Below are 19,249 nucleotides of genomic sequence, written 5' to 3' on the forward strand. Positions count from 1 at the left end.
AATATCGCATATCCGAATTCGCTAGGCTGTCCAGCTGGACATTCTGGCAACAGAATTTCTTGACGACCATAGAGCATTGGAACCACCTGATCCCATCCCGAACTCAGTAGTGAAACGATGCATCGCCGATGGTAGTGTGGGGTTTCCCCATGTGAGAGTAGGTCATCGTCAAGATTCATTTCGCAAAACCCCTATCTGCGCGAGCAGGTAGGGGTTTTGTCTTTTCTGGCTTTGGCAAACGGCGGTCTCGGCAGCCAGCCGTGATATCGTTCCCCTCAGCTCAGCGCGTCCAGAGAACTTTCAATGGCCTACACCACCTCACTCCATCCCGGTTTCATGATCGTCCACGGCAACCGCTTGGATGACTTGCGTAGCCTGGTGGTGAGTTGGATGCGGCGCTATCCGCTGGCACCGTTGGAAAACGAAATCGCGCTGGTGCAGAGCAACGGCATTGCCCAGTGGTTGAAGTTGGCCCTGGCCGAAGACCCCCTCGAAGATGACCAAGGCGGCTGCGGTATCGCTGCCGCCATCGAGGTGCAATTGCCCGGTAGCTTCATGTGGCAGCTGTACCGGCGGGTGCTAGGCCGGGACGAAATCCCCGAGGTATCCCTGCTCGACAAGGCTCCCCTGACCTGGCGGCTCATGCGCTTGCTGCCGGCGCTGATCGAGCGTCCTCACTTTGAACCACTGCGGCGCTTCCTCACCGATGACGGTGACCTGCGCAAACGCTACCAATTGGCAGAGCGCCTGGCCGACCTGTTCGACCAGTACCAGGTCTATCGGGCCGACTGGCTCAAGGATTGGGCCGCCGGTGAACATATCCTCAATACCGCTCGTGGCGAACGCAAACCCCTGGCTCCAGGTAATCGCTGGCAAGCTGAGTTGTGGCGAGCCTTGCTCGAAGATGTCGGCGAACAAGGCATGGCCCAGAGCCGGGCAGGGGTGCACCAGCGCTTCATCGAACGTATCAACAGCCTGGAGCAGGCGCCCCCGGGCTTGCCAGCTCGAGTGATCGTATTCGGTATATCTTCCTTGCCCGCCCAAGCGCTGGAGGCACTCGCTGGGCTTGCGCGTTTCAGCCAGGTGCTACTGTGCGTGCACAACCCTTGCCGGCATCACTGGGCCGACATCGTTGCCGACAAGGATTTGCTGCGGCACCAGTACAAACGCCAACAGCGCAAGCAAGGCATGCCTGTGCAACTGGACGACGAGTCGTTGCATCAACATGCACATCCCTTGCTGGCCGCCTGGGGCAAGCAAGGCCGCGACTACATCAACCTGCTCGACAGCTATGACGACCCCGGCAGTTACCAAGGCGTCTTCAGCGAAGGGCGGATTGACCTGTTCAGTGCAGGCCAGCCCAGCACCCTGCTCAGCCAACTGCAGGACGATATCCTCGAACTCCGCCCGCTCGCCGAAACCCGTGCGCTGTGGCCTGCTATCGATGTGGCCAAGGATCGCTCCGTGCGTTTCCAGATTGCCCACAGCCCGCAACGCGAGGTAGAAATCCTCCACGATCAGTTGCTCGCCCGGTTCAGCGCCGACCCGACATTGCGTCCGCGCGACGTCATCGTGATGCTGCCGGCCATCGACACCTACGCCCCTCACATCCGGGCCGTGTTCGGCCAGTTGCAGCGCAACGATCCGCGCTACATTCCGTTCACCCTGACCGACCAAGGTCAGCGCGGCCGCGACCCGCTGCTGATTGCCCTGGAGCACCTGCTCAAGCTGCCAGAAAGCCGCTTTGCGGTCAGTGAGGTGCTCGATTTGCTCGACGTCCCGGCCGTCCGTGCGCGCTTTGCAATCCGCGAGAGCGATCTGCCGACGCTGCACCGCTGGATCGAAGGCGCTGGTATCCGCTGGGGCCTGAATGCCGATCAGCGCGCCACCCTCGGATTGCCCGAAGGCTTGGAGCAGAACAGCTGGCGGTTTGGCCTGCGGCGCATGCTGCTCGGTTATGCCGTGGGTGCAGGTGAGGGGTGTGACGGTATTGAACCCTATGACGAAATTGGGGGCCTGGACGCCGCGCTGATCGGCCCACTGGTGGCGTTGCTCGATGCCCTTGAGGTGGCGAACGAGGCGTTGTCCCAGCCGGCGACCGCTGCCCAGTGGGGTGAGCGCCTGAACGCGCTGTTGCAGGTGTTCTTCCTCGCTGAGGATGAGCACGACGAGTTTCTGCTGATGCAACTGCAAGATCTTCGCGACAGCTGGCTGGAAGTGTGCGAGACCGTTGGCCTGCAAGACCTGTTGCCACTCACGGTAATTCGCGAGGCCTGGCTGTCGGGCCTTGACCAGGGCAAATTGTCCCAACGTTTTCTTGCCGGCTCGGTGAACTTCTGCACGCTCATGCCGATGCGCGCCATTCCATTCCGGGTGGTGTGTCTGCTGGGCATGAACGATGGCGATTATCCACGTGCCCAACAGCCGCTGGATTTCGACCTGATGGCAAGTGACTACCGCCCTGGCGATCGCTCGCGTCGCGAAGATGACCGTTACCTGTTGCTCGAGGCGCTGCTCTCTGCACGTGACCAGCTGTATGTCAGTTGGGTTGGCCGGAGCATTCGCGATAACAGTGAACGCCCGGCGTCCGTGCTCATTGGCCAGCTGCGCGATCACCTGGCCGCCGGTTGGCGTCTGGCCGGTGCAGATGAAGATCAGCAACCGGGTGAGCAGTTACTGCATGCGTTGACGCAAGAGCACCCGCTGCAGCCCTTCAGCCCACGTTATTTCCAGAAGGGGAGCGCGCTGTTCAGCTATGCCCACGAATGGCAGTTACTGCACCAGCATGACCATGAGGGCGTGCAGCCGGAAGCAGGCTTGCCTCCCTATAGCAGCGACGAGGCCCTGACCCTGACGCAGCTGCAGGATTTTTTGCGTCACCCCGTGCGGCACTTCTTTAGCCAGCGCTTGAAAGTATTTTTCGAGGCACTGGAAGCGCCAACGCCAGATGAGGAACCCTTCGTCCTTGATGCGTTGCAACGCTACAGTGCTAGCGAAAGCCTGCTGGGCGCCGCCTTGGCCGACCCGGAAAACGCCGAGCGTGCGTTGCACGCCCAGGCGCGCCGGCTGCAGGCCTGTGGCATGTTGCCCCTGGCTGGCTTCGGTGAGCTTCTGCAAGCCGAGCTGATCCAGCCACTGCCCGACTTGCTGCAGCGCCATCGGCAGTTGTTGCAGCGCTGGGCCACGGTAGTCGACGGTACCCTGCCAATCCATTTCGAGCACGGCAGCCAGCGTCTGGAAGGCTGGCTTGGCCGCGTTTATCAGGCGGAGGATCAAAGCCTGCTGAGTATCACCACGGTGCCAAACACCATCAGTGCCGGGCGCAACAACCTCAAGTGGCACCGTCTGATCACCAGCTGGGTCATGCACCTTGCCGCCTGCGCTGCGGGTTATCCGCTGCACAGCGCACTGTTGGCCAGCGACATCACCCTGTTGCTTGGGCCACTGCCCCAGGGCCAGGCCGCCGAGCAGCTCGGCCACCTGCTGGTGGCGCGCCAGGCAGCGATGAACGCGCCACTGCCTGTTGCGGCCAAGACAGCCTTTGCCTGGCTGGGCCAGGATGACCCCGACAAGGCACTGGCCGCCGCCATTCGCGCCTATGAAGGTGATGGCCGCAGCCATTTCGGCGAACGCAGCGAGAGCCTGGCCCTGGCCCGTCAGTTCCGTGACTTCGCGGCCCTCAGCGCCGACGAAACCTTTGAAGGCTGGTGCGAAACCCTGTACCGGCCGTTATACAGCGCAGCCTGGCAGACCCTGGGCAATCCGGAGAGTGGCGCATGACCCAGGTCCGTCCCCTGGCACTGAGTTTTCCGTTGCATGGCAGCCAACTGATCGAAGCCAGTGCAGGCACCGGCAAGACCTTCACCATCTCCGCACTCTACTTGCGCCTGATCCTGGGCCACGGTGCTGAGCAGGGCTTCGGTCGCGAATTGCTGCCACCGCAGATTCTCGTGGTGACTTTCACCGATGCCGCCACCAAGGAACTGCGCGAACGTATTCGCGCCCGCCTGGCCGAGGCCGCGCGTTTCTTTCGCGGCGAACTGCAGCAAGCGGACCCGTTGCTGCACCAGCTACGCGACGATTATCCGCAAACGCAGTGGCCACGCTGCGCCAACCGCCTGGAAGTCGCCGTGCAGTGGATGGACGAAGCGGCCGTGTCGACCATCCACGGCTGGTGCCAGCGCATGCTCCGCGAGCACGCTTTCGACAGCGGCAGCCTGTTCACCCAAAGCCTGGAAACCGACCACAGCGACCTGCTTGCCGAGGTCATGCGCGACTACTGGCGGCGCTTCTGTTATGGCATGCGCGGCGATGCCCTGGCCTGGGTGCGTACCCATTGGGGCAGCCCCGACGCGCTGTTGCCGCGGCTTCGGCCACTGTTTGGCCGCGTACGCCCCCAGCAGGAGGAACAAACGCCGCAAGCGCTGATCGATGCCGCCCTGCAACAGCGCGTCGAACAGTTGTGCCAGCTGAAAGCGCCTTGGCTGCAGTGGGCTGACGAGTTACAGCAACTCTGCCGTGATGCAGTGGCCGCCAAGCAGGCCGATGGGCGCAAGCTGCAGGCACGCTTCTTCGAACCTTGGTTCGACAAGCTACGGGCCTGGGCAAGCGATGAGCAGGTGGTGGAGCTCGACTTGGGCACGGGCTTCACGCGCCTGACCCCAGCTGGCATGGCCGAAGCTTGGAAGGTTGGCGAGCCACCTGCACACCCGGCCCTTCAGGCCATGCAGGAGCTGCCACAACAGCTGCAAGCCCTGGCCAGCCCGGATGCATCTGTGCTCGAGCACGCTGCTGCCTGGGTTGCTGCACGATTCGAGGTGGAAAAGCGACGACGTGCCGAGATGGGCTTCGACGATATGCTGCTACGCCTGCAGCATGCCCTGGGCAGCGAAGCAGGCGAGCGCCTGGCCAGCCTGATTCGCGAACAGTTCCCGGTCGCGCTGATCGACGAGTTTCAAGACACCGATCCCGTCCAGTACGGCATTTTCGAGCGGATCTACCGCATCAGCGAAAACTCCCCGGAAACCGGCCTGTTCATGATCGGCGACCCCAAACAGGCGATCTACGCCTTCCGGGGCGCTGACATCTACACCTACCTGTCGGCCCGACGTGCCACCGCTGGCCGCCTGCACAGCCTCGACACCAACTACCGGTCCAGCCAGGCGATGGTGGCCGCAGTCAACCGCGTGTTCCTGCAGGCCGAGACACGGGAGCAAGGACGGGGGGCATTTCTGTTCCGTGAAGCGGACGACAACCCCTTGCCGTTTATCGAGGTCCGCGCCAAGGGGCGCAGTGAACGGCTGCTGATCGACGGCCAGGCCACTGCAGCCCTGCAATGCTGGCAACTGGAAAGCGACGAACCCATCTCCAGCACCCTGTACCGGCAGCACCTGGCAGCCAGTTGCGCCAGCCACATCGTCGCACTGCTCAATGGCGGCCAACGAGGCGTCAGCGGGTTCTGCGATGAGCAAGGCAAGCTGCGGCCCTGCCTGCCCTCGGACATTGCCATCCTGGTACGGGACGGTCACGAGGCGCAGCTGGTACGCGCCGAACTGGCGGCCCGCGACGTGCGCAGCGTTTATCTGTCCGACAAGGACTCGGTGTTCGCGGCCCAGGAGGCCCATGACCTGCTGGCCTGGCTCAAGGCCTGCGCCGAACCTGACTCTGAACGACTGCTCAAGGCCGCCCTGGCCAGCCTTACACTGAACCTGTCGCTGGCCGAACTGAACCAGCTGAACCAGGACGAGCGGGTGTGGGAAGGCTGGGTGATGCGTTTTCGCGGTTACCGTGACACCTGGCAGCGCCAAGGTGTGTTGCCGATGTTGCGGCACCTGCTGCACGACTTCCAGCTGCCGCGCAGCCTTATCGCGCGCAGCGATGGCGAACGGGTACTGACCAACCTGCTGCACCTGGCCGAACTGCTGCAGCAGGCGGCGGGGGAGCTGGACGGCGAACAGGCGTTGATCCGTCACCTGGCCGAGCACCTGGCCAGCTCGGCCCAGGCCGGCGAAGAGCAGATCCTGCGCCTGGAAAGCGATGAGCAATTGGTCAAGGTGGTGACCATCCACAAGTCCAAGGGCCTTGAGTATCCGTTGGTCTACCTGCCGTTCATCTGCACCAGCAAACCGGTGGACGGCAGCCGACTGCCGCTGGCCTGGCACGACAGCCAAGGCCATGTGCAACTTACCCTGACCCCCGACCAGGCGCAGATAGCCCTGGCGGACGACGAGCGCCTGGCCGAAGACCTGCGCCTGCTCTATGTCGCACTCACGCGTGCCCAGTACGCCTGTTGGCTGGGTGTTGCCGATCTCAAGCGCGGCAACCAGAAAAACTCGCAGTTGCACCGTTCGTCCCTTGGATACCTGCTGGGGGGCGGCGCGCCACTGCAACGTTCTGCGCAGCTCGGGCAGTGGTTGCAAAGCCTGCTGGCCGGCTGCCCGCACATTGCTTGCTCCGGCTTGCCGGAAGCCGACGAGCAGCGCTACGCGCCGCCCCATGCCACGCGTGAACTGCTACCGGCACGCAAGCCTCGGCGTGCAGCGGCCGAACACTGGTGGATCGCGTCCTACAGTGCTTTGCGGGTCGGTGAGCTGACCCTGAGCGCTGACAGCTCCCAAGCTCAACAACTGCTCGACGACGAAGTTGTCGAAGCCCAGCTGGTGCGTGAAGCACCTGCCGACGGTGGCGATATCCATCGCTTCCCGCGGGGGCCGAACCCCGGCACGTTCCTCCACGGTCTGCTCGAATGGGCCGGTCGCGAAGGCTTCGCCGAAGTGGCCGGCAACCCCATCCTGATCGAACGCACTGTGGGCCAGCGCTGCAACCGCCGGGATTGGACTGGCTGGATTCCGACCCTCAGTCAATGGCTGCACCAGTTGCTCAATGAGCCCTTGGTGGCCAACGACACCAGCGTGACCCTGGCGCACTTGCAGCACTACCAGATCGAAATGGAGTTCTGGTTCGCCAGCCATCAGGTAGACGCCGAGCAACTCGATCGACTGGTGGCGCGCCATACCCATTCCGGTGCCGCCCGCCCAGCCGCCCAGCCGACCCTGCTCAACGGCATGTTCAAAGGTTTCATCGACCTGGCATTCGAGCTGGACGGCCGGTACTACGTGGCCGACTACAAGTCCAATTGGCTTGGCCCGGATACCCAGGCCTATGACGCACTGGCCATGGAAAAGGCGATCCTCGAGCACCGCTACGACTTGCAGTACGTGCTGTACCTGCTGGCCTTGCATCGCCAGTTGCGCGCCCGCCTGCCGGATTACGATTACGACCGCGATGTCGGCGGTGCGCTGTTCATCTTCCTGCGCGGCGCCAGTAGCCGTGGCCATGGGGTGTACTTTGCCAAGCCCCCGCGTGCCCTGATCGAGGCACTCGACGCGCTGTTCCGAGGGGTTCACGAGCCCGAACAGCAGGACCTGTTTGCCGGAGTTGCGCCATGAGCCGCACCCTTGACGACCTCTTGCCCACCCCGCTGCACGCCGAGCATCTGCTCACGCTTGCCCCCCAGCGCAGCAGCGGTGACCTGCTGCAGTTGCTCGACCGCTGGGTCGAGCGAGGCTGGTTGCGCGCCCTGGACCGAGCGTTCGTGTCCTTTCTCGAAGAGCGCGCGCCTGGCAGCGACCCGTTGTTGCTGCTGGCTGCAGCCTTGGCCAGCCATCAACTTGGCCATGGGCATGTCTGCCTGGACCTGCAGCAGACCCTCGCCGAGCCGGACTTTGCCCTGTCGTTGCCCCCCGAAGGCGATGCGCTCACCGGCCCCTTGCTGTTGCCCTCGCAACTGCTCGCCGACCTCGACCTGCGCACCTGGCACCAACGCATTGCTGCCAGCCCGCTGGTCGCTGCTGGCAATACGCCTGGCCAGCAGTCGCGCCCCTTGGTCATCAGCGGCGAGCGTCTGTACCTGCGCCGCTACTGGAGTTACGAGCGGCAGATTGACGAAACCCTGCGCCAACGGCTCAGCCAGCACGACGCTTCGCCGCCGGACCTGCCGGCACGCCTGGCGCAGTTGTTCGACGACGGGGCGCTGGCGGGCCAGGTCGATTGGCAGAAACTTGCCTGCGCCCTGGCTACCCGTGCGGGCTTTAGCATCATCACGGGCGGCCCTGGTACCGGCAAGACCACGACTGTGGTGCGCTTGCTGGCCTTGTTGCAGGCACCCGCGGTGGAGCAGGGCAGGCCCTTGCGCATTCGCCTGGCCGCACCCACCGGCAAGGCTGCCGCGCGCCTCACTGAATCCATCGGCCAACAGGTCGAACGCTTGCAGGTCAGCGATCCAGTGCGTGGGCAGATCCCCACCGATGTCAGCACTGTGCACCGGCTGCTCGGTAGCCGACCTGGCTCGCGGCATTTTCGTCACCACGCCGGCAACCCGTTGCCACTGGACGTGCTGGTGGTCGACGAGGCCTCGATGATCGACCTCGAGATGATGGCCAACCTGCTTGATGCCCTGCCGCCGAAGGCCCGCCTGATTCTGCTCGGCGACAAGGACCAGCTGGCCTCGGTCGAGGCCGGCGCGGTGCTGGGCGACCTGTGCCGGGATGCCGAAGAAGGGTGCTATACGCCTGCGACCCAGGCCTGGCTCGAGCACATCGGCGGCCAGTCGTTGGCGGGCAGTGGCCTCAAGGCAGGCGATGCGCTGCGCAACCCGCTGGCTCAGCAAGTCGTGATGTTGCGCTTCTCGCGGCGGTTTGGCGAAGGCAGCGGCATTGGCCAGCTCGCTCGGCTGGTCAACCGCCAGCAGGTTCAGGCGGCACGTGACCTGTTGAGCATGCCGCCGGCCGATGTATTCGGCCTGGCTCTGCGCAACGAGCATGACCGGGCGTTCGACCGCCTGATCCTCGACGGCCTGAACCTTGGCAGCGAAGGCCCGCAGGGCTACCGCAGTTACCTGCGCGCCATCGGCCGCCACCGCCCGTCCCGCGACACGCCCTTTGACGACCCCCGTTGGGAACAATGGGCTGGCAAGGTGCTGCACAGTTTCGAGGATTTCCAGCTGCTGTGCGCGGTGCGCAAGGGGGCTTGGGGTGTCGAGGGCCTGAATGAGCGCGTGGCGCGGGTGTTGCACAATGCCGGGCTGATCGATACCCAGCAGCCCTGGTACGAAGGGCGCCCGGTGTTGGTGACACGTAACGACTACGGTCTCGGGCTGATGAACGGTGACATCGGCATCGCCCTACGCCTGCCGGATGAGCAGGGTGAGCCGCTGCTGCGTGTGGCCTTCCCGCGCAATGACGGGAGCGGCGGGGTACGTTTCGTGCTGCCCAGCCGCCTCAACGAAGTGGAAACAGTGTTCGCCATGACCGTGCACAAGTCCCAGGGCTCGGAATTCAGCCACACCGCCCTGGTATTACCAGACGCACTCAACCCGGTGTTGACCAAGGAACTGGTGTACACCGGCATCACCCGGGCCAAGCACTGCTTCAGCCTGATCGAACCACGCCAAGGGATTTTCGAGGAGGCCGTGGCACGCAAGGTGCGGCGGATTTCCGGGTTGATGCTCGAGCAGGTCTGACGCTGGCGCACCCACCGGCATCGTTGCAGAGGCGGCCTTGTGCTATCGTTGCGGCCAGTTCAAGCAGGATTTGAGAGACAGTTCACATGACAGGGGCCGGGGGGCGGTTGACAGGATGTGCGCTTTCGCTGTTGCTGGCTGCCCTGCTGCTATTGGCCGGCCCCGCCCGTGCGGAGGGGTCGGCGACCTCGATGCAGGCCCCGCAGCGGGCCAAGGCGGTGACTCAGGTGGTGCTTGGGATCCTGAGTTATGCGCGCTGGCCGGACCAGCCCGTGCCGTTGCGCCTGTGCCTGGTCGGCCCTACCGAATACGCCGACGACCTGATCAAAGGCAACGTGCAGAACTCCGGCCAGCCGCTGCAGGTGCGGCGCCTGCTTGCTGATGATCCGCAGCTCGCCCAGGCGTGTGATGCCGTGTACATCGGCAAGCTCGACCCTGGCCAGCGCGATCGCCTGTTCCAGGCCGTCAGCGGTCTGCCGGTGTTGAGCATCAGTGAAGCTGACGACCCGTGTACGGTAGGCAGCCTGTTCTGCCTGCGGGTCAGCGACCAACAGGTGGCATTCGAGGTCAACCTCGACTCCGTGGCGCGCTCCGGTGTGCGCATCCACCCCAGCGTGCTGCAATTGTCGCGGCGCCGGGCGGTGCAGCCATGAGCGCTGTCGACAAGCATGGCATTCGCCCGACCCTGCGCTCGGTGCTGGGGCGCGGTCACCTCAGCGTAGCCCTGCTGGCGGTCGGCCTGGTCGGTATCTCGCTGACCGTGCTGGGGGTAGTGGCATTACGCGCCTACGCCAACCACAACCTGCACCTGATCGCCCGGTCGATCAACTACACCGTCGAAGCAGCCGTTGTGTTCGGTGACAGCGCCGCGGCCAATGAGTCTTTGCAATTGATTGCCAGTACCGAAGAAGTCGCCGACGCCAAGGTCTTCAACAATGACGGCGAGCAGCTTGCACATTGGCAACGTAGCGATGACGGCATGCTTGGGCACCTGGAAGCGCGTGTGGCAACGGCGTTGCTGGATGAGCCGATCAACTTGCCGGTCATGCACCAGCAACAGAAAGTCGGGCACATCGAGCTGATCGGCCAAGGCCGCAGCCTGTTGCTGTTCCTGCTCAGTGGCCTGGGGGGCATCCTGTTCTGCACGGTCCTCAGCGCCATTGTCGCCCTCTACTTTTCAAGGCGGCTGTTGGGCAATATTGTCCGTCCCCTGCGCAGCCTGGCCAGCGTCGCCCACGCCGCGCGCCGGGAGCGCAGCTTCGATCGACGTGTACCGCAAGCGCCAATTGCCGAGTTGAACGAGCTGGGTAATGACTTCAATGCCTTGCTCGATGAGCTGGAGGTCTGGCACAGCCACCTGCAGAACGAGAATGCCGCCCTGGCGCACCAGGCCAGCCACGACAGCCTCACCGGCCTGCCCAACCGTGCGTTCTTCGAAGGCCGCTTGAACCGCAGCCTGCGCAACGCCGCCCGGCAGCAGGAGCACCTGGCGCTGCTGTTTCTCGACAGCGACCATTTCAAGCAGATCAATGACAGCCTTGGCCATGCCATCGGTGACGAGGTGCTGATCAACGTTGCCGCCCGCGTGCGGGCGCAACTGCGTGAGCACGACCTCGTTGCGCGCCTGGGCGGTGACGAGTTTGCCGTGCTGCTGACACCGCTTCAGTCGCGCGACGATGCTGTACGCATCGCCGAAAAAATCGTTACCAGCATGAAATTGCCCATGCAGCTCGACAGCGGTGGCAGTGTCACCACATCGCTGAGCGTGGGTATTGCCTATTACCCCGATGACGGCGGCGACCCCGCCAGTCTTCTCAATGCCGCTGACGCGGCGATGTACCAGGCCAAGCGCAAGCACCGTGGCCGATGGCAAGCGGCGCAGACGGAACGGTCCGCCGCTGAAATCAAGAACAGGAGTTGAACCGTGATACAGCGTTTGCGTTTTCCCTTGGTAGCCGTGCTGCTGGCATTACTGATGCTGAGCGGATGCCAGTCCACACCCCCCAAGGGGCTGACAGCCGAACAGATTGCCGTGCTCAAGCGTGAAGGCTTTGCCCCCACCGAGGACGGTTGGGCGTTCGACTTGTCGGGCAAAGTATTGTTCGGCAGTGACTTGGACAGCCTCAACGGCCAGAGCCAGGCGATTGTCGAGCGTATCGGCAGGGCATTGCTGAGTGTCGGTATCCAAGGTGTACGTGTCGATGGGCATGCTGACGCGTCGGGCAAGGCGGCGTACAACCAGCAACTGTCCGAGCGCCGGGCGCAGAGCGTGGCCAGGTCACTGGTCGGTATCGGCATGCCGGCACAGAACATCCACACCCGCGGGTTGGGCAGCACCCAGCCGGTGGCAGACAACCGCACCCCTGCTGGAAGAACCGAGAATCGACGCGTGTCGATCGTGGTGGCTTCTTACTGATAACACCCACGCCCGGTGGGCTGCAAAGCAGCCCCGTCACGTCTGGGCAAAGTGCATCTCGCGGGTTTCCCCCATCAACAACGGCGCATTCGCCTCGGTCACCCCGCGGATGTAATCCCACAACAAGGTAATCCGCTTCAGCTTGCGCAGGTCTTCCCGGCAGTACATCCAGAACTGCCGCGTCACCTCGATCTCCTCTGGCAGCACCGTCACCAACCTTGGGTCCTGCGCTGCCAGAAAACACGGCAAGATCGCCAACCCACGCCCTTGCAAGGCAGCGGTGTACTGGGCAATCACACTGGTGCTGCGCAGGTGCGCGCTGGCATTGGGAATCAGGTTGGCCAGGTACAGCAGCTCGGAACTGAACGCCAGGTCATCCACGTAACTGATGAACGGGTGGCCTACCAGGTCGCTCACTTGGCGAATCGGTGCGTGGCATTGCAGGTAATCCTGGGTCGCGTATAAGCGCAAGCGGTAGTCACACAGCTTGCAACACACATAAGGCCCATGCTCTGGTCGTTCCAGGGCGATGACGATATCGGCCTCACGCTTGGACAGGCTGATGAAGTGCGGCAGCGGCAGGATGTCCACCGAGATCGCCGGATACGCATCGACGAAATGGCTCAGCTGCGGGGTGACGAAGAAGCTGCCAAACCCCTCGGTGCAGCCCATGCGCACGTGCCCCGACAGCGCCACCCCTGAGCCGGACACCTGCTCGCAGGCCATGTGCAGAGTGCTTTCGATCGACTCCGCGTAACCCAGCAAGCGCTGCCCCTCGGCGGTCAGCACAAAGCCATTGGTGCGCGATTTCTCGAACAGCAAGGTGCCCAACGCACCTTCCAGCGAACTGATGCGCCGCGACACCGTCGTGTAATCGACGCTCAGGCGTTTCGCCGCGCTGCTGGCCTTGCGGGTGCGCGCCACTTCCAGGAAGAACTTCAGGTCGTCCCAGTTCAGCGAGCTGAGGGAGGTCAGGTCTTTTTGCATGTTGATCCGGTTTTTTTGTGCGTTCTTGTTGGATGTTTGCACATCTATACTCGAAAAAAGCCCCACGACGCCACCTCGCGTTTGCACGGCGCTGGCGATCTCGTCCTGACAATAATTCCAAGGAGAACGCAGATGAACGCACCACAATCCCCCGACCAGACCAAGGTCGAGCAGGTCAAACTGCTGATCGATGGCCAGTGGGTCGAGTCGAAAACCACGCAATGGCGCGACATCGTCAACCCTGCTACTCAGCAGGTGCTGGCGCGTGTGCCGTTCGCCACTGTCGAAGAAGTGAATGACGCCGTGGACGCTGCCCAGCGCGCCTTCAAGACCTGGCGCGACACCCCGATCGGCGCCCGCATGCGCATCATGCTCAAGCTGCAGGCACTGATCCGCGAACACACCAAGCGCATCGCCCAAACCCTCAGTGCCGAGCAGGGCAAAACCATCGCCGATGCCGAAGGCGACATCTTCCGCGGCCTGGAAGTGGTCGAACACGCGGCCTCCATCGGCACCCTGCAGATGGGCGAGTTTGCCGAGAACGTGGCTGGTGGTGTCGACACCTACACCCTGCGCCAACCTATCGGCGTATGCGCCGGAATCACCCCGTTCAACTTCCCGGCGATGATCCCGCTGTGGATGTTCCCGATGGCCATCGTCTGCGGCAATACCTTCGTCCTCAAGCCGTCCGAACAGGACCCGCTGTCGACCATGATGCTGGTTGAGCTGGCGCTGGAAGCCGGGGTGCCGGCTGGGGTGCTCAACGTGGTGCATGGCGGCAAGCAAGTGGTGGACGCGATCTGCACCCACCCGGACATCAAGGCGATTTCCTTCGTCGGCTCCACCGAAGTCGGCACCCACGTTTACAACCTGGGCAGCCAGCACGGCAAACGCGTGCAGTCGATGATGGGCGCGAAAAACCACGCAGTGGTACTGCCCGACGCCAACCGTACGCAAACCATCAATGCCCTGGTCGGGGCCGCATTCGGCGCTGCGGGGCAGCGTTGCATGGCGACCTCCGTGGCCGTGCTGGTGGGCAAGGCGCGTGAATGGCTGCCAGATATCAAGGCAGCGGCGAGCAAGCTCAAGGTCAACGCCGGCAGTGAGCCTGGCACCGATGTCGGCCCGGTGGTTTCCAAGCGTGCCAAGGAGCGCGTGCTGGGTTTGATCGAAAGCGGTATCAAAGAAGGCGCCACGCTTGAGCTCGACGGCCGCGACGTGAAGGTGCCTGGCTACGAGCACGGCAACTTTGTCGGCCCGACCTTGTTCTCCGGTGTGAAGACCGACATGCAGATCTACACCCAGGAAATCTTCGGGCCGGTCCTGGTGACCCTGGAAGTCGATACCCTCGACGAGGCCATCGCCCTGGTCAACGCCAACCCGTTCGGCAACGGTACCGGCCTGTTCACCCAGAGCGGCGCAGCAGCACGCAAGTTCCAGAGCGAGATCGACATCGGCCAGGTCGGTATCAACATTCCGATCCCGGTACCGGTGCCGTTCTTCAGCTTCACCGGCTCCCGTGGCTCCAAGCTCGGCGACCTTGGCCCGTACGGCAAGCAAGTGGTGCAGTTCTACACTCAGACCAAGACCGTCACCGCCCGCTGGTTCGATGACGACAGCGTCAATGACGGTGTGAACACCACCATCAGCCTGCGCTAAGGAGACTGCCATGCAAATTGCATTCATCGGCTTGGGCAACATGGGCGCACCCATGGCCCGTAACCTGATCAAGGCCGGGCACCAGTTGAACCTGTTCGACCTGAACAAGACCGTGTTGGCCGAACTTGCCGAGCTGGGTGGGCAGATCAGCGCCTCGCCCAAGGAGGCGGCGGCCAGCAGCGAGCTGGTGATCACCATGCTGCCGGCGGCCGCCCATGTGCGCAGCGTGTACCTGAACGAGGACGGCGTGCTGGCGGGCGTGCGCCCGGGCACACCGACCGTGGACTGCAGTACCATCGACCCGCAGACCGCCCGCGAGGTGTCCAAGGCTGCAGCGGCCAAGGGCGTTGATCTCGGTGACGCGCCGGTGTCTGGTGGCACCGGCGGAGCGGCGGCGGGCACCCTGACCTTCATGGTGGGGGCCAGCGCCGAGTTGTTTGCCACCCTCAAGCCGGTACTGGAGCAGATGGGCCGCAATATCGTGCACTGCGGTGAGGTCGGCACTGGCCAGATCGCCAAGATCTGCAACAACCTGCTCTTGGGTATTTCGATGATCGGCGTGTCCGAAGCCATGGCGCTGGGCAATGCACTGGGCATCGACACCAAAGTGCTGGCCGGCATCATCAACAGCTCGACCGGGCGTTGCTGGAGCTCCGATACCTACAACCCGTGGCCGGGCATCATTGAAACCGCGCCGTCTTCGCGCGGATACACCGGTGGCTTTGGTGCAGAGCTGATGCTCAAGGACCTGGGGCTGGCCACCGAGGCTGCGCGCCAGGCGCATCAGCCGGTGATCATGGGGGCCGTGGCCCAGCAGCTGTACCAGGCCATGAGCCTGCGGGGCGAGGGTGGCAAGGACTTCTCGGCAATCGTCGAGGGTTACCGCAAGAAAGATTGACGAGCAAGGTGGACTTCATCGCGGGCCGGGCAGCCTCCCCTCTGTAACTGCGCACCAGAGGGGAGGGGGCCCGTACTGCGGTGTTTTTTCTTTCTGCGGCGGAAAATGATTTTATATTTGCAATGAGCTACACGTTAAAGAGTGAAATTACAGGTAGTGAGTTACTACAAGGGATGAGAAGAGAGTTATATGTAGGGCCCATAGTGTCACTAGTAGAGTCTTGGTTTTCTTGGGGAAAGAATCAATTTCTTGTTGCTCTACAAGATTTTTATGCGTGAAAATTGATGGGAGTGCTAGCACTGTTGAAATTGTTCCTGTGCGCATCAGTTTTCCGATCAGCCCGGCTCGCTCGTAAGTCGCTCTATTTTTTTTGATGTACTGACTGTTAGGGAATAGTGACTCAAAATACTCGGTCCGCCGGGCGGCGATAAAACACTGTGCTGTCATTGTGACGATGATCAGGTTGATGATGACTGCCGGGATTAACCCTTTATCAATAATATTCACTTTGAAAACTCCCGATACAGAAGCTCGCCGTAGAATTCCCCTTGCTCTTCTCCAATTTTGCCGCCAATGGTTGCTCCAGCACCACCAATTACTACTGCGCAAATCATCCCACCCGTACCTGCCGTTGATAAACCGATCGCGGCACATATTGCAGGTGCTAGAACTGTCCCAGCCACATATCCACCAGCACTTCCGCCCGCCAGCCCTCCCATTAGTGAACCTCCTCCAACATATTTCGCCCTCTCGCAATCCGCTTCACGGCCGAGCGTACAAGCCTTGTGGATTTCAAGTCCTGTTCCTGCGACTTCAAGCGCTACTCCCACGTAAGCACCTTGCTTTATCAAACTGGCTGCCTTGGCTACACCGGCAACTTTATTTGCATACCCTGCTATCTCGCCCGTGTGCAAAAAGCGCTTGGTGGATATCCCCAGCGTCCTTTTGATGGAGGTTCTATTTTTCAGCCCAGAGCCGTAAGCAGCCAGCTTGTTCAACTGCTCATCCAACTTCATGAACTAGGCGGCACGCTTGGCATAGAACTGATCGCGAGCCACCATGGTCCCTGATCCGAGATGCTGTTGATGCAACTTTTCGATTTCCATCAAGGTGGCCTCGATAGCCCTCAGATGCTTGCTCCACCCTTCACCGACCACTCCCGCGCCCATGGACGCATGCGCGATCACGCTTTTCAGTGTCTCGAAGTTATCCAGGAAAAAGTTATCCACACCCTGACCATTGTGCAGTAGCCCTACGTGCACCTTGGCTGCTTGCGCCATCATCCAGGCTTCCTGACTGGTACATGAGGCCGTTGTGGAGTCGCCGATAATGATCAATTCGCCTTTTCTGACCACTGTGTTGGCGATGTGGGCATTAAGTACATCAAATTTTTCCAGTGAATGGCCGCTGAGCGCCAGATCAGCTTTGAGCCGGTGATAGTTTTGCAGCTTGAGATTCAGAAACGCCCGCGCCTCAGACATGACCATGCCCTCACGCGTATTTTTTATTGCCGATACGGTCCCAGCCACCGGAAATATTGCCGCCGCCGCTACCATCAACGCGCCGCTGTTGGATGTAAATGGTTTTTATTCTGCCGTAATTGAGTTGCACCACTTCCAGAGGGATACCCGTGTCGACGCCCTGTGAGTATTCGGCAATGATCACTTCTTCGAGAATGATTTCGTAGTATTTCAATTTGTCGCCACCGGCACGGCAGAGCGCCAGCTTCACTTCCTTGAGATGCTGGCCGGTGCAGCTGGCTTCCAGTAGTTTGCAGCTGGCGCTGTCGAGGCTTTTGGTGAATGTGAAGTTGGTCACTGAGGTGCGGCCGGAAGTTGCGCCGCCTACGGAACTTGCAGTGGCGGATGTGCTCTGGCTGATTCCGAAGTCATAGCCGAGTATTTCAATCCAGTTGTTGTGCTTTTCATCCAGTGCTTCACCTGGAATATTGTCGATATGAATATAAGCGTCGAAAGCCATGCCTACCGCTCCCTGGCAAGTGATTTGAGTGGGTAATGCTGCCCGGCGAAAAGCCGGCGACAGGAGCGTAAGGCTGTCATGGGGCGAGGGCAATGCCTTCAGGGGCAGAGACGGGGAATTCAGAAAAGGACTACACTTAAGGGGATAACTTGCGTGGAAGTGTCAAAAGATGTGACAGTATTCCAGCGGTTTAATGACAAATTGGTGGGCTGATACTTAATGTAAACGGCATGCTCAGAAAAACTTATGCCCCTGTAGGAACCGTCGCAAATCAAACAGGGGCATAGTTGGAGCAGCTTACTAATCAGGCAAAGACAAAGTATTTACGCACCGTCTCGACCACTTCCCAGGTCCCTTTCATCCCCGGTTCGATCACGAACACATCACCCGCCTTCAGGTGCTTCGGCTCTTCACCTTCCGGGGTAATGATGCAGTAGCCGTCGAGGAAGTGGCAGAACTCCCACTTCTCGTAATTGACCTCGAACTTGCCCGGCGTGCAGATCCAGGTGCCCATGATCTTGCTGCCGTCGGCCGACAGGTAAGCGTTGAGGTTGACGGTGTGCGGATCGCCGCCAATGCGCTTCCACTTGGTGGCGTCCACGACCGGCGTCGGGCAGGTTTCGCGCAGGACGGTGATGAAATCGGACATGGCACAACTCCTGATGACTGGCTGAGTGACTCGCCACCATAGGGGGATTGGCTGAGCCGCAGTTGCCTGGGGTCGACGTTCAGGTGCCTGGTCGCGCTATGCGGTGAAGAAATGACGCGGCGACGGGTAGAGGCCTCAAACGTGTGCCGCTTGTGCGGGCCTCTTCGCGGGCTTACCCATTCAGGCGTTTACCAATCGCTCGACCAACCCGGCCGCATACCCAGGCAGCACCGTGAAATCCCGCGCGCATAACAGCAACCGGCGATTGGCCCACTCCTCGCGCAGCGCGACCCAATGCATCGGCAACAGGTCTTCCCAGCGCTTCACCGCTGCCAGCGGCACTACGCCCACCCCGGCGCCCCCGGCGACCATACGGATCACCCCGTCAAAGCCCTCCGCGCGGACCCGCACGCGCATGCGCCGGCCCTCGTGCAGGGCCTGCTCCTCCAGATACAGCGCCAGGGCGCTGTTCGCCCCCAACCCCACATGGCCATGGGCAAGGCTGTCGACAAAATTGGGCGCTGACGCCGAGCTGAGAGGGTGGTCCAGCGGCATGACCAACACCAGCGGGTCGTCGCGAAACGGCAGCGTCTGCAGGTGCGTGCTGGGGGCTGCAGTGGAGATGATGCCCAGGTCGGCCATGCCCTGGGTGATCGAATGCACGATCCGCAGGCTCGGCAGTTCCTGGACATCGACACTGACGCCGGGGTTGTCGGCGAGGTACCTGGCCAGCAGCTCCGGCAAGTATTCGGCCAGCGCCGCCGTATTGCACAACAGGCGCACTTGGCCCTGTTGGCCCTGGGCATATTGGGCGAGATCGAACTGCAGGCGTTCGACCTGCTGGCCGATCAGCCTGGCATGCTGGAGCAATGCCTGCCCGGCAGGTGTCGGTTGCACGCCACGGCGATTGCGCTCCAGCAAAGGCGTGCCCAAGGAGGCCTCCATGGCGCGGATTCGCGCACTGGCAGCCGGTAGCGACAGGTGGCTGTGGCGGGCGCCGGCGGTGATATTGCCGCACTCCAGGGTGTGCTGGAAAAGCGTAAGGTCTATCAGGTCGAAATGCATCAGCCTCTGTCCTGGCGATAGTCTGGGTAAGGAGATGGCAGATTTTCAGCCGGCCGCTGGCGCGCCATCATACCG

Annotated in this window: 13 protein-coding genes, 1 rRNA gene and 1 pseudogene; 9 read left to right on the forward strand and 6 right to left on the reverse strand. The window is 62.1% G+C overall.

The window, feature by feature from the left end:
* Positions 1-58 precede the first annotated feature (58 nt).
* From rrf to yfiB, 7 genes are all read left to right on the forward strand, one after another.
* Positions 59-174: ribosomal RNA gene (gene rrf, locus L6D80_RS09045) — 5S ribosomal RNA — on the forward strand.
* A gap of 129 nt (positions 175-303) precedes the next feature.
* Positions 304-3,780: an exodeoxyribonuclease V subunit gamma gene (gene recC / locus L6D80_RS09050; protein ID WP_176515598.1), complete on the forward strand. Its 3,477-nt coding sequence runs from the start codon at positions 304-306 to the stop codon at positions 3,778-3,780.
* A complete protein-coding gene (gene recB, locus L6D80_RS09055; protein ID WP_176515600.1) occupies positions 3,777-7,448 on the forward strand; it encodes an exodeoxyribonuclease V subunit beta in 3,672 nt (1,223 codons plus the stop codon). Before recC ends, recB begins: the two co-directional genes overlap by 4 nt.
* Positions 7,445-9,520: an exodeoxyribonuclease V subunit alpha gene (gene recD / locus L6D80_RS09060; RefSeq protein WP_176515602.1), complete on the forward strand. Its 2,076-nt coding sequence runs from the start codon at positions 7,445-7,447 to the stop codon at positions 9,518-9,520. The genes recB and recD overlap by 4 nt, the downstream gene beginning before the upstream one ends.
* An 86-nt stretch (positions 9,521-9,606) precedes the next feature.
* Positions 9,607-10,173, forward strand: a complete 567-nt coding sequence (gene yfiR / locus L6D80_RS09065; protein WP_054899126.1) for a regulatory sequestration protein YfiR — start codon at positions 9,607-9,609, stop codon at positions 10,171-10,173.
* Positions 10,170-11,441: a diguanylate cyclase DgcN/YfiN gene (gene dgcN / locus L6D80_RS09070; RefSeq protein WP_176515612.1), complete on the forward strand. Its 1,272-nt coding sequence runs from the start codon at positions 10,170-10,172 to the stop codon at positions 11,439-11,441. Before yfiR ends, dgcN begins: the two co-directional genes overlap by 4 nt.
* A gap of 3 nt (positions 11,442-11,444) precedes the next feature.
* Positions 11,445-11,936, forward strand: coding sequence for an outer membrane lipoprotein YfiB (gene yfiB, locus L6D80_RS09075; protein ID WP_176515614.1), 492 nt, complete (start codon positions 11,445-11,447; stop codon positions 11,934-11,936).
* A gap of 36 nt (positions 11,937-11,972) precedes the next feature.
* Here the strand turns inward: yfiB and L6D80_RS09080 are convergent, their stop codons facing one another.
* Entirely contained in the window at positions 11,973-12,923 is a 951-nt protein-coding gene (locus L6D80_RS09080; protein WP_054899129.1) for a LysR family transcriptional regulator, read from the reverse strand.
* Between the two features lie 132 nt (positions 12,924-13,055).
* On the opposite strand from L6D80_RS09080, the gene L6D80_RS09085 reads away from it, so the two are divergent.
* The gene (locus L6D80_RS09085) at positions 13,056-14,582 is read left to right on the forward strand and encodes a CoA-acylating methylmalonate-semialdehyde dehydrogenase (protein WP_176515616.1); all 1,527 of its coding nucleotides are present in this window, start codon (positions 13,056-13,058) and stop codon (positions 14,580-14,582) included.
* A 10-nt stretch (positions 14,583-14,592) separates the two neighbouring features.
* A complete protein-coding gene (gene mmsB, locus L6D80_RS09090) occupies positions 14,593-15,480 on the forward strand; it encodes a 3-hydroxyisobutyrate dehydrogenase (RefSeq protein WP_054899131.1) in 888 nt (295 codons plus the stop codon).
* 147 nt (positions 15,481-15,627) lie between these two features.
* Here the strand turns inward: mmsB and L6D80_RS09095 are convergent, their stop codons facing one another.
* The 5 genes and pseudogenes from L6D80_RS09095 to L6D80_RS09115 form a co-directional block, all read right to left on the reverse strand.
* On the reverse strand, positions 15,628-15,987 hold the full coding sequence (locus tag L6D80_RS09095; protein ID WP_223849185.1) for a hypothetical protein: 360 nt from the start codon (positions 15,985-15,987) through the stop codon (positions 15,628-15,630).
* Positions 15,984-16,961, reverse strand: a pseudogene (locus tag L6D80_RS09100) (hypothetical protein). Before L6D80_RS09100 ends, L6D80_RS09095 begins: the two are co-directional and overlap by 4 nt.
* Before the next feature lie 10 nt (positions 16,962-16,971).
* Complete coding sequence (locus L6D80_RS09105) at positions 16,972-17,460, reverse strand: Hcp family type VI secretion system effector (protein ID WP_176515618.1); 489 nt, start codon at positions 17,458-17,460, stop codon at positions 16,972-16,974.
* 304 nt (positions 17,461-17,764) lie between these two features.
* Entirely contained in the window at positions 17,765-18,109 is a 345-nt protein-coding gene (locus L6D80_RS09110) for a cupin domain-containing protein (RefSeq protein ID WP_003258412.1), read from the reverse strand.
* Positions 18,110-18,289: 180 nt separating this feature from the next.
* A complete protein-coding gene (locus tag L6D80_RS09115; protein ID WP_176515620.1) occupies positions 18,290-19,174 on the reverse strand; it encodes a LysR family transcriptional regulator in 885 nt (294 codons plus the stop codon).
* Positions 19,175-19,249 lie beyond the last annotated feature (75 nt).

The sequence above is a fragment of the Pseudomonas ceruminis genome (genome assembly GCF_021602025.1).
Lineage (GTDB): Bacteria > Pseudomonadota > Gammaproteobacteria > Pseudomonadales > Pseudomonadaceae > Aquipseudomonas > Aquipseudomonas ceruminis.